This window comes from Pseudomonas weihenstephanensis (assembly GCF_001043055.1).
Classification (GTDB): domain Bacteria; phylum Pseudomonadota; class Gammaproteobacteria; order Pseudomonadales; family Pseudomonadaceae; genus Aquipseudomonas; species Aquipseudomonas weihenstephanensis.
The window spans coordinates 429,757-442,892 of the sequence record NZ_JYLF01000002.1; the positions used below are offsets into that span (position 1 = coordinate 429,757).

The 13,136-nt window shown below is 57.3% G+C and carries 11 protein-coding genes; 1 reads left to right on the plus strand and 10 read right to left on the minus strand.

Translation table 11 applies throughout. From position 1 onward, the window contains the following. Nucleotide 1: 1 nt before the first annotated feature. The 3 genes from TU86_RS06190 to arcD (TU86_RS06200) form a co-directional block, all read right to left on the minus strand. Nucleotides 2-1,012 carry an ornithine carbamoyltransferase gene (locus TU86_RS06190; protein ID WP_048363418.1) on the minus strand — a complete coding sequence of 337 codons (1,011 nt, stop codon included), beginning with the start codon at nucleotides 1,010-1,012 and terminating at the stop codon, nucleotides 2-4. A 76-nt stretch (nucleotides 1,013-1,088) separates the two neighbouring features. Beyond that, nucleotides 1,089-2,345: an arginine deiminase gene (gene arcA / locus TU86_RS06195; protein ID WP_048363419.1), complete on the minus strand. Its 1,257-nt coding sequence runs from the start codon at nucleotides 2,343-2,345 to the stop codon at nucleotides 1,089-1,091. Between the two features lie 33 nt (nucleotides 2,346-2,378). Next, nucleotides 2,379-3,806, minus strand: a complete 1,428-nt coding sequence (gene arcD, locus TU86_RS06200; protein WP_048363420.1) for an arginine-ornithine antiporter — start codon at nucleotides 3,804-3,806, stop codon at nucleotides 2,379-2,381. 457 nt (nucleotides 3,807-4,263) lie between these two features. Between arcD (TU86_RS06200) and arcD (TU86_RS06205) the strand changes: the two genes are divergently transcribed. Continuing rightward, the gene (gene arcD / locus TU86_RS06205; RefSeq protein ID WP_048363421.1) at nucleotides 4,264-5,691 is read left to right on the plus strand and encodes an arginine-ornithine antiporter; all 1,428 of its coding nucleotides are present in this window, start codon (nucleotides 4,264-4,266) and stop codon (nucleotides 5,689-5,691) included. A gap of 158 nt (nucleotides 5,692-5,849) precedes the next feature. On the opposite strand, the gene TU86_RS06210 is transcribed toward arcD (TU86_RS06205), so the two are convergent. The 7 genes from TU86_RS06210 to gap all read right to left on the minus strand — a co-directional run bounded on the left by TU86_RS06210 (nucleotide 5,850) and on the right by gap (nucleotide 13,013). Next, a complete protein-coding gene (locus TU86_RS06210) occupies nucleotides 5,850-6,251 on the minus strand; it encodes a YbaN family protein (protein WP_048363422.1) in 402 nt (133 codons plus the stop codon). Nucleotides 6,252-6,309: 58 nt separating this feature from the next. After that, nucleotides 6,310-6,918 carry a biliverdin-producing heme oxygenase gene (locus TU86_RS06215; RefSeq protein ID WP_048363423.1) on the minus strand — a complete coding sequence of 203 codons (609 nt, stop codon included), beginning with the start codon at nucleotides 6,916-6,918 and terminating at the stop codon, nucleotides 6,310-6,312. Between the two features lie 111 nt (nucleotides 6,919-7,029). Beyond that, nucleotides 7,030-9,633, minus strand: coding sequence for a TonB-dependent receptor (locus TU86_RS06220; RefSeq protein ID WP_048363424.1), 2,604 nt, complete (start codon nucleotides 9,631-9,633; stop codon nucleotides 7,030-7,032). Nucleotides 9,634-9,750: 117 nt separating this feature from the next. Next, complete coding sequence (locus tag TU86_RS06225) at nucleotides 9,751-10,656, minus strand: FecR family protein (RefSeq protein ID WP_082149345.1); 906 nt, start codon at nucleotides 10,654-10,656, stop codon at nucleotides 9,751-9,753. A gap of 166 nt (nucleotides 10,657-10,822) precedes the next feature. Next, nucleotides 10,823-11,341 carry an RNA polymerase sigma factor gene (locus tag TU86_RS06230; RefSeq protein WP_048363426.1) on the minus strand — a complete coding sequence of 173 codons (519 nt, stop codon included), beginning with the start codon at nucleotides 11,339-11,341 and terminating at the stop codon, nucleotides 10,823-10,825. A 201-nt stretch (nucleotides 11,342-11,542) separates the two neighbouring features. Next, the gene (locus tag TU86_RS06235; RefSeq protein WP_048363427.1) at nucleotides 11,543-12,007 is read right to left on the minus strand and encodes a methylglyoxal synthase; all 465 of its coding nucleotides are present in this window, start codon (nucleotides 12,005-12,007) and stop codon (nucleotides 11,543-11,545) included. A gap of 4 nt (nucleotides 12,008-12,011) precedes the next feature. Further along, entirely contained in the window at nucleotides 12,012-13,013 is a 1,002-nt protein-coding gene (gap, locus tag TU86_RS06240; protein ID WP_048363428.1) for a type I glyceraldehyde-3-phosphate dehydrogenase, read from the minus strand. Nucleotides 13,014-13,136: the final 123 nt, after the last annotated feature.

The following is a 13,136-nucleotide window of genomic DNA, read 5'->3' on the forward strand; positions in this document are numbered from 1 at the left end:
CTTAGATATCAGCCAGCGCAGCTACCAGGATGGCCTTGATGGTGTGCATGCGGTTTTCCGCTTGTTCGAAGGCGATGTTGAAAGGCGATTCGAACACTTCCTCAGTCACTTCAATGCCGTTTTTAAGGTTTGGATGATGCTCGGCCACGTCTTTGCCGACTTTGGTTTCACTGTTGTGGAACGCAGGCAGGCAGTGCATGAACTTCACACGGATGTTTTCGGCGGCTTTGATCAAGTCCATGTTGACCTGATAGGGCAGCAGCAGCTTGATGCGATCGTTCCAGGCTTCCACCGGCTCGCCCATCGATACCCACACGTCGGTGTGGATGAAGTCCACGCCTTTGACTGCGGCTTTCGGGTCTTCGGTCAGGGTGATTTTGGCACCGCTTTCCTTGGCGAATTCCTGACATTGTTTAACGAACGACTCTTCAGGCCACAGGGCTTTTGGTGCGGCGATGCGCACGTCCATGCCCAGTTTGGCGCCGATCAGTAGCAGCGAGTTACCCATGTTGTTACGGGCGTCGCCCAGGTAGGCGTAGCTGATGTCGTGCAGCGGCTTGTCGCTGTGTTCGCGCATGGTCAGCACGTCGGCGATCATTTGCGTCGGGTGGAACTCGGCGGTCAGGCCGTTGAACACCGGCACGCCTGCAAACTTGGCCAGTTCTTCGACGATTTCCTGGGCAAAGCCACGGTATTCGATGGCATCAAACATACGACCCAGAACGCGGGCGGTGTCTTTCATGCTTTCTTTGTGGCCGATTTGCGAAGACACCGGGTCGATGTAGGTGACGTGTGCGCCCTGATCGTGAGCTGCCACTTCAAACGCGCAACGGGTGCGGGTCGAGGTTTTTTCGAAGATCAGCGCAATATTTTTGCCTTTCAGGTGCGGCTCTTCAGTACCGGTGTACTTGGCGCGCTTCAGATCGCGAGACAGATCCAGCAGGTAGTGAAGCTCGCGTTGGGTGTGGTGCACCAAGCTGAGCAGGCTGCGGTTTTTCATGTTAAACGCCATGGGGATCTCCTGGGTTTCTGGTAACCGGCTTGCGCCGCCCTTTGTGAGGGTCAGCGCAAGCATTCAAATGGATGAATTAATAGTCAATTGGGTCGCGGATGATTGGGCAGGTCATGCAGTGACCGCCGCCACGGCCGCGTCCCAGCTCAGAGGCGCTGATGGTGATGACTTCTACACCGGCCTTGCGCAGCAGGGTGTTGGTGTAGGTGTTGCGGTCGTAGCCGATCACCACGCCAGGCTCCAGTGCCACCACGTTGTTGCCGTCGTCCCACTGCTCGCGCTCTGCCGCGAAGGAGTTGCCGCCGGTTTCAACTACACGCAGGGTTTTGACGCCCAGTGCTTTGGCCACCACGTCGAGGAAGCTGCTTTCCTCGCGTCGCACGTCAATGCCGCCCTGCTTGCTTTCATCGGGGTACAGCGAGAAGGCAACGATCTGATTCACGACTTCCGGGAAGATGGTGACCAGGTCGCGGTCGCAGAAGCTGAACACGGTGTCCAGGTGCATCGCGGCGCGGGATTTAGGCATGCCGGCAACGATGACGCGCTCGACCGCTTTGTTCTTGAACAGGTTCTGTGCCAGTTGGCCGATGGCTTGACGCGAGGTGCGCTCGCCCATGCCGATCAGAACAACGCCTTTGCCGATTGGCATCACGTCACCGCCTTCGAGGCTGGCGTTGCCATGATCCTCCGTCGGATCCCCGTACCAGATCTGGAAGTCGGCGTTAGTGAACTCAGGGTGGAACTTGTAGATCGCAGTGGTCAGCAGGGTTTCCTGACGGCGCGCTGGCCAGTACATCGGGTTCAGCGTCACGCCACCGTAAATCCAGCAGGTGGTGTCACGGGTGAACTGAGTGTTGGGCAGTGGTGGCAGGATAAAGCTGGTGTGGCCGAGGAAGTCGCGGAACATTTCGATGGTTTTGCCACCGAAGCTGTCAGGCAGATCGTCAGCGGACACGCCACCAATCAGGTACTCGGCGGCTTTGCGGGGTTCCAGGCTTTTGATCCAGGCTTTGACTTCGTTGACCAGACCTACGCCCACCTGATTGGGGGTCACTTTGTGGTCCAGAATCCAGTCCAGCGCTTCTGGAATGGCAACGATGTCAGTCAGCAGGTTGTGCATTTCCAGCACGTCAATGCCGCGCTCGCGCATCTTGGTCACGAAGTCGAAGTGGTCGCGCTTGGCCTGGTTGACCCACAACACGTCATCAAACAGCAGCTCGTCGCAGTTGTTTGGCGTCAGGCGCTGGTGAGCCAGGCCAGGGGAGCAAACCATCACTTTACGCAGCTTGCCGGCTTCGGAATGTACGCCGTATTTCACTTTTTCCGTGGTCATTACAGTCATCCTCCAAAGTACATAAACAGGGAGTTACAGGGTCAGGAAGCCGTCATAGAGTCCATAAGCCGCCACGAGGGCGCCGATCACTACGGCAGCAAAAATAACTTTTTCGATAGTGGTGAAGATTTGTTGGCCGCTTTCCAGCTTCGCCTTGGCGAACAGAATGGCGCCGGGTGCGTACAGCAGAGCCGAGAGCAGCAGGTATTTCAGGCCGCCGGCATAGATCAGCCAGATGGCGTAGATCAACGCGATGCCGCCGATGATCAGGTCTTTTTTGCGTTCAGCCAGTGCGTTTTCATAGGTTTCGCCGCGTACCGCCAGCAAGAAGCCATAGGCCGCAGACCAGAGGTATGGCACCAGGATCATCGACGTCGCAAGGTAGATCAGCGACAGATAAGTACTGGCCGAGAACAGGGTGATGATGAGGAACACCTGCACCATGGCGTTGGTCAGCCACAGGGCGTTGACCGGTACATGGTTGGCGTTTTCCTTTTTCAGGAACGCCGGCATGGTGTGGTCTTTAGCGGCCGAGAACATGATTTCGGCGCACAGCAGCACCCATGACAGCAGGGCACCCAGCAAGGAGATGATCAAACCGACGCTGATCAATACCGCGCCCCAGTGACCGACCACATGCTCAAGCACAGCGGCCATCGACGGGTTTTGCAGTTTGGCCAGTTCAGGCTGAGTCATGATGCCCAGCGACAGCACGTTCACCAGTACCAGCAACAGCAGCACGGTGATGAAACCGATCACAGTGGCTTTACCTACATCTGAACGTTTCTCGGCACGGGAAGAGAAGATGCTCGCGCCTTCGATACCGATGAACACCCACACGGTGACCAGCATCATGTTGCGCACCTGATCCATCACGCTGCCCAGGTCCGGGTTTTTCAAGCCCCAGATGTCGCTGGTGAAGATGTCCAGTTTGAACGCGAACACGGCAATCAGAATGAACAGCACCAGCGGCACGACCTTGGCAACCGTGGTCACCAGGTTAATGAACGCCGCTTCTTTGATGCCCCGCAGTACCAGGAAGTGGACGGCCCACAGCAAGACTGAAGCGCCGATGATCGCGGCCGGGGTGTTGCCCTCGCCGAAGACCGGGAAGAAGTACCCCAAGGTGCTGAACAGCAAGACGAAGTAACCGACGTTGCCCAGCCAGGCACTGATCCAGTAACCCCAGGCTGATGAGAAACCCATGTAATCGCCGAAACCGGCCTTGGCGTAGGCGTACACGCCACCGTCCAGGTTGGGTTTGCGGTTAGCCAGGGTCTGGAATACAAAAGCGAGGGTCAGCATGCCGACGGCGGTGATTGCCCAACCGATAAGTACAGCTCCAACATCGGCACTGGCGGCCATGTTTTGTGGCAACGAAAAGATCCCGCCGCCAATCATAGAACCGACTACCAGAGCAACCAACGCACCCAATCGTAGTTTTCCGGGAGTATCAGACATTTGTGGTGACTCCAATCTAGGAGAAGTGAGGCCTTAAGATAATGGCGTGGGTATTTCAGCCGTTTGACTTAGATCAGCGCATTACGACATTCCATTGTTAATAGAGCGGGAAGGTCGCAATCACGTATTATTTTGACGCTTCCTCAAACGCGCGCTCCAGAGGTCTTAAAAGGTGGCTAATAGGTGGATAGCCGCGAGGTCGTGGGGATTGAAGCTAGTCACTATTTGAAGATTTGCAAATGTGGCGTTCATGTTTCATTAACCACAGCATGAAATTAAACCTTGGTTCACATAGGGGGATTGTTCTGGGTTTCAATAGACGCACTAGCGATTAAAAAAAAGGGGCTTATTGCGGGGGTTAATAGACGTATAAATGCGACATGTATTTAGTCAGTGAACAGCGGTAGCCTATTAACTGTGAACGATGAATTGTTCGAAACCGTATAACGAGGTGGCGATGTCGCAAAACACCCAGAAGCTTCGGCTTAATGCATTAATTGCGTTAGTGGTCGGGTCCATGATTGGCGGGGGGATCTTTTCGCTGCCGCAAAATATTGCCGAACGGGCAGCGGGTGGCGCTGTTTTGATGGGGTGGGGGATTACAGCCGTTGGCATGCTGGCGCTGGCGTTTGTGTTTCAGACCCTGGCCAACCGCAAGCCTGAACTCGACTCAGGTGTCTATGCCTACGCCAAGGCCGGTTTTGGCGATTACATGGGTTTCTCATCGGCCTGGGGTTACTGGATCAGTGCCTGGATGGGCAATGTCGGCTACTTCGTCCTGCTGTTCAGTACCTTGGGCTATTTCGTGCCGGTATTTGGGCAGGGCAATACGCCGATTGCCATTGGTTGCGCCTCGCTGCTGCTGTGGGGCGTGCACTTTCTGGTCATGCGGGGCATCAAGGAAGCGGCCTTTATCAATCAACTGACCACGGTGGCGAAAATCGTCCCCATCGTGATGTTTATTGTGTTGGCGGGTGTCGCGTTTAAAGCCGATATTTTCACCACGGACTTCTGGGGCCGCGAAACCCCCAGCCTTGGCAGCGTGATGGACCAGGTGCGCAACATGATGTTGGTGACGGTGTTTGTATTTATCGGCATCGAAGGTGCGAGTGTGTACTCCGGTCGCGCAGAAAAGCGCTCGGACGTGGGCAAAGCCACCGTCATTGGTTTTATCGGCGTGCTGGCGCTGTTGGTAATGGTCAACGTACTGTCGCTGGGGATCATGACCCAGCCAGAACTGGCCAAGCTGCAAAACCCGTCAATGGCGGGCGTGCTCAAGCACGTAGTCGGAGAGTGGGGGGCGATTTTAATCAGTATCGGGCTGGCCATCTCATTGCTGGGCGCGTTGCTGTCGTGGGCCTTGCTGTGTGCTGAGATTTTGTACGCCACGGCCAAAGACAACACCATGCCGGCGTTCCTGAAAAAGGAAAACGCCAACCACGTGCCGGTCAATGCGCTGTGGCTGACCAACGGGATGATTCAGATATTTCTGCTCATCACCCTGGTGTCTGCGGGCACCTACACCAGCCTGATCTACCTCGCGTCCTCGATGATTCTTGTGCCTTACTTGTGGTCGGCTGCCTATGCGGTGTTGCTGTGTGTAAAAGGTGAGACTTACTCGAACGCGAGCCGACGCAGGGTCAAGGACCTGGTGGTGGGGCTGCTGGCCCTTGTCTACGCCATCTGGTTGCTCTACGCGGCGGGACCGAAATATTTACTGCTGTCGGCGTTGCTCTACGCACCGGGTGTCTTCTTCTTTGCCAAAGCCAAGCATGAGCAGGGTGAGCCGCTGTTCAAGGCCATTGAACAGGTGATCTTCGGGGCAGTGGTGATTGCAGCATTGGCAGCGGCGTATGCGCTTTATAGCGGTGCGTTGACGCTGTAAAACCATTGGCCTGCACACGCAGGCCAATGGTTTGACCTGCTTTTGATCTGCCCTGCCATCCGGCCGCCTCGCCTAAGCTCGACGTGGCCTTTGCGTCGGCTGGGCTAATTGGGTGGTGGCAGGGGCTGGTTAAAAGCACAAAGCCCAAAGCTGCGGGCCTACAGCGCCGAAGGCAGCCGTTCCGGCCGCGACCAAATCCACAGGTTGCCCACACTCATACCTGCAATGGCCAAAAACACCGGCCATTGATGCTCAAGCACATACAACATCAACCCCGCACATATCAGCATGCTGATGGTGGCACTGACTTTGGCTTTGCGCTGAATGATCTTGCCATTGCGCCAGTTGATCAGGATCGGGCCAAACAACCGGTGGTTTTCTAGCCATGCACTCAGGCGCGGGGAGCTTTTGGTCGCGGCCCAGGCGGCGAGCAAAATGAACTCGGTGGTCGGTAGCCCCGGTATCACGATGGCAATCAATCCAATGCCCAGGCTGACGTAGGCCAGCAGGCCAAAGAGGATTTGGGCTATTTTCGACGAGGATTGGGTTTGGCGGGTCATAAGCTCAAGACGCATAAAAAAATGCCCGGCCAGCACATGCTGACCGGGCAGGTCTAGCTTAAGCCAGTTCTGGCTCAGCCGCGTAGGCGTGTTCCAGTAATACGGTGAAACGCTCAAAGGCGGCAACGGCACCTTTGTCCAGGTCGGCTTCTTCTTCGGCGCTCAATTGCAGGCCGTCGAGGGTTTTGACGAAGCTTTTCCAACCTTCAGCACGACCACCGGCCGGTTCGCCCAGGTGGCGCGCACCAAAGGTTTCGCTCAGCTCCAGGGCCACCGCACGTTTGATCAGGAAGGCGGCACCCAACTTGGAACCTTCCGAAACAAAGATCCAGCCCAGTGCCTGGGCCTTGCTCGGCGCGTTGACCGCACCCGCGACAGGTGCGGGCACTTCGGTGTTGAGGTCGGCCAGGTCAGCTTTGGCGTGCTCGGCGCGGCAACGCTGGGGCAGGTCAGGCACGATTTCTTTCAGGGCCGGGTCGGTGTACAGCGCTTGGAGTTCGGCCTGGAAGAGGTATTGAGCCACCACAAAACGGGCGAAGTTTTCCCGGGTTTCAAACGGCTTGTGAGCTTTGACCAGCGCGTCGAGCTTTTGATGCGGCTCGTTGGTGATCTGGTTCAGGCGTTGTGAACGCAGGGCAGGACGCTGTGCGGTGTCTTGAGGGGTCATGAAGATGTCCTTGAGAATGAGATGCGCTTTGTAACTAGACGAACAAGAAGACGCGTCACAGTAAAAAATCCTCACCGCACAGGTAAAAACGCTGCGCAGTGAGGGGCCGAATCAGATGTCCCAGACCAGGTTGATCGCGAAGTTGCGACCCGGTTGAGTCAAGCGATCCAGGTTGGCCGGGTTGACTGCCGAGGCTTCGCCCACGCCGTCGTAGCTGCGCACGTCATCCCACAACCAGTATTTCTTGTCGGTGAGGTTGTACACGCCCGCGCTCACGGTCACGTCTTGGGTGACTTTGTAATAGGCGCTCACATCCACAATGCCAAAGCCCGGGGTCTTGAATTGTTTACCCTCGATGTCGGGTGCTTTGAACGCCGTGTCGTCGACCCGGTTCTTTTTCTTCACCACGGTCCAGCTCACCAAACCTCCGTAGTTATCCTGGTCGTAACCCAGACCGAATACGCCCGTCAGCGGGTTAACGCTGTTGAGCGGTTGACCGTTGTCATCGTTGCGACCATAGGCGTAAGCAATCGAACCTTTGGTGTAGAGGCCGCGTGGCGCGCCGAACGCGTCGAGTTGCAGTTGGCCTTTGAGCTCAACACCCTTGATGGTGGCGTGCTTGATGTTGCGGCTCTGGAAACTGTCGAGGTCGTAGCCGGGCTTGACGTTGTCTTCGTCAATAAAGTCGCGGTATTTGTTGTAGAACACGGCAACGTCAAATGAACCCTCATCGAAGTGGCCGCGCAGGCCGGTTTCGTAGCTTTTGCTTTTTTCCGGTTCCAGATCGGGGTTGGGTTCTACCACGTAGCCTTCTTGCAGGTTCTCGAACCGGCCATACAGCGCCTTGGCGGTCGGGGTACGGAAGCCTTCGGAGTATTGGCCGAACCAGGTGTAGTGATCGTTGAACGCGTAGGTCACGCCCAGTTTTGGCGACAGACGGTGCCAGGTTTTTTCATCATCGCTGACGGGGTCGGTGCCGCTGGGGTTCACTGCATTGAGGAACTCCTGGGTGATTTTTGGCTTGAGGCGGGTGTAGTCGTAGCGCACGCCCGGCATGAACGTCCACTGGTTCCAGCTGATTTCATCCTGCGCAAACAGGCTGTAGGTGTTGATGGTCGGGTCCGGGAAGTCGCTGATTTTAGCGAACACATCGCCTTTGGCCGTGCTGAGTGCGCCCACCGCTTTACACCCACTGCCGACCGCCAGGCACACCGCGCTGCCACTGCGCGAACCCGTCACTTTGTCGTGTTTGACCGTGGTGCCGTAGGTCAGCAAGTGGTCAGTGGGGCCAATGGCAAAGGCTTTGTCAAATTGCGCATCGAACACCCATTGCTGCTCTTTGTAGAGGGTGTCGCGGGTGCGATACACGTCACGCACAAACGGCAAGTAGCGCTCTTCGGTGCTCTGGTCGGTCTTGGCGACTTGATAATTGAGGCTCCACTTGCCGTGATCAGCCAGCACGCTGTCGAGCACAAAGGTGTTTTCTATGCCAAAACGCTCGCGGCTGACGGTGTCGTTGCCGTTACGCGATTTGTACATGCCCATCGGTGCGCCGAGGTTGAACGGGCCGCCTACCACGCTCTTTTGATTGATGTCGCGGTCGTCTTTGTAGTGCTCGTAGGTGAACGCCAGGCGGTCATCGTCGTTGTAGTTCCAGCCGGCCTTGGCCAGTACGTTGGTGGTGCGCACGTCTTCAGGGTTGGCGGCGGTACGGCTCAGGCCGGTGCCGCCGTGATTGCCATAGGATTCAGTTTCGTGACCGTCGCGGCGGCTCACATGCAGCAAACCATCGAACTGGTCGGCACGGCCCGCGACGGTCGCAGACTTGAGCCAGCTGCGGTCGGCCGAGCTGTAACCGGTTTTAAGGCGTGCGCCTGCGTCTTGTCCCGGCTTGATGATGTCGTCTGGGTTGAGCGTGAAGTAGCTCACCGCGCCACCAATGGCGTTACTGCCGTACAGCACGGACGCCGGACCGCGCAGGATCTCTACGCGTTTGACGATTTCGGGGTCGACGTAGTTGCGCTGGGTCTTGGCGAACGGGCCGTTGAAGAACGAGTTGGGGATTTCAACGCCATCGACCTGAGTCAGGATGCGATCGCCGTCGATGCCGCGAATGTTGTAACCGCTGATGCCACCCCGCAGGCCGCCACCGCCCACCGAGACGCCTGGCTCATAGCGCACCAGTTCTTTGATGGTGTTGACGTTCTGGCGGTCGAGTTGCTGGCGGTCATGCACGGTCACGGTGCTGGGCACTGTGATCACGTCTTGTTCCTGACGCGTGGCGCTGATGGTCACTTGTTGCAGGGCAAGGGTGGCGCTGCTGCCAGCGCGCTTTTCGAGGACGATAGTGTTTGTGCCCAGTTTGCGATAGCTCAGGTTGGTGCCGATCAACAGGCGTTCCAAGGCTTTTTCCGGTGACAGCGAACCGCGCACGCCCGGTGACGAGACGTTCTGCCCCAGTTCGGCGGTCAGGCCCACTTGCCAGCCGGTCACAGCGGTAAAGTCGTTAAGCGCGGCCACCAGTGGCTGTTGCGAAATTGCAAAGGTGTAATTGCCCACGGAGCGACTGGCTGGTTGCGCATCGGTCGCGGCCATGGCCGGTACCGCATGTGCGCCGGCCATCAGTACGGCGACGGTCAACAACGATAACGTGCACGGGTGCTTGGAACGTGTGCGGACGTTGGAAGAGGACCGGCTGTTGAAACGAGTGGGCATTGATAGCGCTCCGTGGTGAACGAATCTTATAGTTGCAAAGCTGACTCAAAATGCGAATCAGTTGCATTGACTACAACGAGACGTATGACCTTCGGCTATCGAGTAAAAAAAACGTCATTAATTGAGAATCACCAGCGCCGGGAATTCCGAAAGGCTGGAAGAGGTGATGTGGGCCAGCGAACGCACGATGTCCAGCGGCTGGTCCAGGCGGTAGTTGCCAGTGACCGCAACACTGGCCAGTTGCTCATTGTTGTTGACGATCCAGCCGGGGTAGTAGCGCCGCACTTCTTCAAGCACCTTGCCCATCGGGCAGTTTTCAAACACCAGGCGCCCTTGAACCCAGGCCAGGTCGGTTTGCGGATTGAGCTTGACCGGTTGTCCGAACCCGTTGGGACCAATGCTCACACTGTTGCCCGCGGACAAGCGCATCTGGGTGCCGACGCTGCTCATGCGTAAATCGACATCGCCCCGTTGCACGCGCACTTGTGCCTGACCATTGAGGTAGCTCACGGCGAACGCGGTGTCCCGCACGCTGACTCGCACCGGGCCGGCCTCGAGTACGAGGGGGAATTCCAGATTGGCCGGCACTTCAAAATAGGCTTCGCCCTGATACAGGCGCGCGCTGCTCTGGGCGTTGACCATGCGGCTGGAAAACGCGGAGTTGGTGTTGAGCAGCACCTTGGAGCCGTCTTCGAGTTGCAGGCGCTGGCGCTCACCCACCACGGTCAGGTGATCGGCTTGCAAACGCAGCGGCACATTGTTGTAGCCGCCTACACAGAGCACCAGCACGGCCGCTGTGGCCAAGTGTTTCCAGTGGCGGGCGATGCGCCGCATCACGCTGGGTGCGCGAGGGGTATTGAGGGTTTGTGCCGCTTCAATCAACGGTTGGCCGTTCCACACGTCATTGGCTTTGGCGAACGCTTGCGCATGGGCGGGATCTGCCTTGAGCCACGCCTGGAACGCTGCTTTTTCGCCATCGTCGGCACACTCAAGCACGATCAGCCAATCCAGCGCCTGATCCATGGCACTGTCTTGCAGAACGTCGTGTGCCACTTTTGGCGCCGCAGGGGGTTGAGTGTCCTTCACGGGTGTTCCTTGGCAATCTGGGGTGCGGTCGTGTTCAACGTCGTGGAATCCTGGGCGCGATGCGGCCAAATCGGATCTTGCTTACGGGTACATCCCGTAAAGGTTAAGGCCGATTCAGTCGCTCGGCTACCCCGACACAGATTGCCATGATCAATTTGAGTTCCTTTTGAACCGTACTCAGTGACACGTCAAGTTCTTCGGCGATCTCTTGATAGCTGCAACCATGCAGGCGGCTGAGGATGAAAATGCGCTGCTGACGCACGCTTAACTGGCTCAGGCTCACACTCAAACGCTCCAGTAATTGCGCGGCTTGATGGGCTTCTTCCGGGGTGCTGAGAGGGGAGGCGACCCCTTCGATCACCTCGATGGGCACGTCTTCGAGCACCGTACGCGACTGGATACGTCGGGCGCGCAAATGGTCCAGCGCCAGGTTGCGTGCGGTCTGGTACACAAATGGCTCAAGGTGTTCAACCGTGCGTTCGCTCAAGGCTCGGGTCACGCGCAGGTACGTCTCCTGCAACAGATCCTCGGCGGTGCTTGGGTTATTGACCATGCGCTGCAAGGTGCGCAACAGGATGACCCGCTGCGTGAGGAAGACTTGATTGAAGTGGGACTGACTCACAGTGCTACCAGACCGATTTTGAGCAAATGATAATGCTTATCATCTGTATGTTTGGTCAAGTGCTGTTTTCGCCAGCGCGCATTTGAGTGGCGCGCCCCACCCCGTAACCTCTGTCGAAGGCGTCGTCTGATCGCGCGCGAGCGTCGAGTGAACGCTGGTTTGATGACGGCTGCGCCAGTGATTGCGCAGTGGAGGACGTGTTTACACGCGGCCCTTCAAGTACGCGCTGTAATCCGGAATGCGGTGTGGGTGGGTCTCGCTCATCAACGGGCTGCTGAGCAGGTAATCGGCACTGCATTCATTGCACGCCACGGGAATGTTCCACACGGCTGCCACGCGTAACAGTGCCTTGATGTCCGGGTCGTGAGGTTGCGGCTCGAACGGGTCCCAAAAAAACACCAGCATGTCGACCTGTTGCTCGGCAATGCGCGCCCCCACTTGCTGATCGCCGCCCAAGGGGCCGCTGATCATGCTTTCGACGGGCAGCCCCAATCGTTGGCCCAGCAACAAACCGGTGGTGCCCGTGGCGCACAGGTCATGTTGGCTGAGAGTCGCTTTGTGGCGTTCGGCCCAATCGAGCAAAAAACCTTTGCAGTGATCGTGGGCCACCAGGGCGATGCGCTTGCGCGCCGCCAGGGTGGCCGTCGTGAAGCTGATGCCGATCATCGCGTTACTCCGCGTTGCACAGCGCCAGGCAGTTATCGAGCATACGGTTGGAGAAGCCCCATTCGTTGTCGTACCAGGCCAGCACTTTGAGCATCTTGCCGCTGACTTTGGTGTGGTTGGCATCGAAAATCGACGACAGCGGGTTGTGGTTAAAGTCGCTCGAGACCAGCGGCAGGCTGTTGTAGCCTAAGACCCTGGAATGCTGGCTGGCCTCTTTGAACAGCGCGTTGACGTGCGCCGCAGTGGTTTCGCTCTTGAGCTCAACCGTCAGGTCGACCAGCGACACGTTGATCACCGGTACGCGTACTGCCATGCCGGTCAATTTACCGGCCAGTTCCGGCAGAACCAGGCCCACGGCCTCAGCGGCACCGGTTTTGCTCGGGATCATGTTCTGCGTGGCCGAACGCGCGCGGTACGGGTCGGTGTGGTAAACGTCAGTCAGGTTCTGGTCGTTGGTGTAGGCGTGGATGGTGGTCATCAAGCCGTTTTCAATGCCCAGCTCGCGGTGCAGAATTTGCGCGATCGGTGCCAGGCAGTTGGTGGTGCACGATGCACTGGAAATAATTTGATGCGATTGACGCAGAATGTCGTGGTTCACGCCGTACACCACGGTGGCGTCGGCATTTTTGCCCGGTGCGGAGATGATCACCTTGCGTGCGCCAGCGCTAATATGCGCCGCAGCCTTGCTGCGTTCGGTGAACAAACCGGTACATTCGAACACCACGTCGATCTTCAACGCGGCCCACGGCAGTTCGGCCGGGTTGCGAATGGCTGTGACAGCAATGTGGTCGCCGTTAACGGTCAGGCTTTCCTGATCGTGTTCAACGCTGGCCTCGAAGGTGCCGTGAACGGTGTCGTATTTGAGCAGGTGAGCATTGATAGCGCTGTCACCCAGATCGTTGATGGCGACGATCTGCAAGTCCTGGCGGTAGCCTTGGGTATACAGTGCGCGCAGGACGTTACGGCCGATTCGGCCAAAACCATTGATTGCGATTCGTAGAGTCATGGAAAGCGCCTGCCATCGATTTGTTGTTGGAATTACAAGATTATTCGCATAGAAATAGAAAACAAGCCATTTTGGTGGCAATATTTTGTTTTATCTACAACGAGTGACCTGAATCAACGGGTC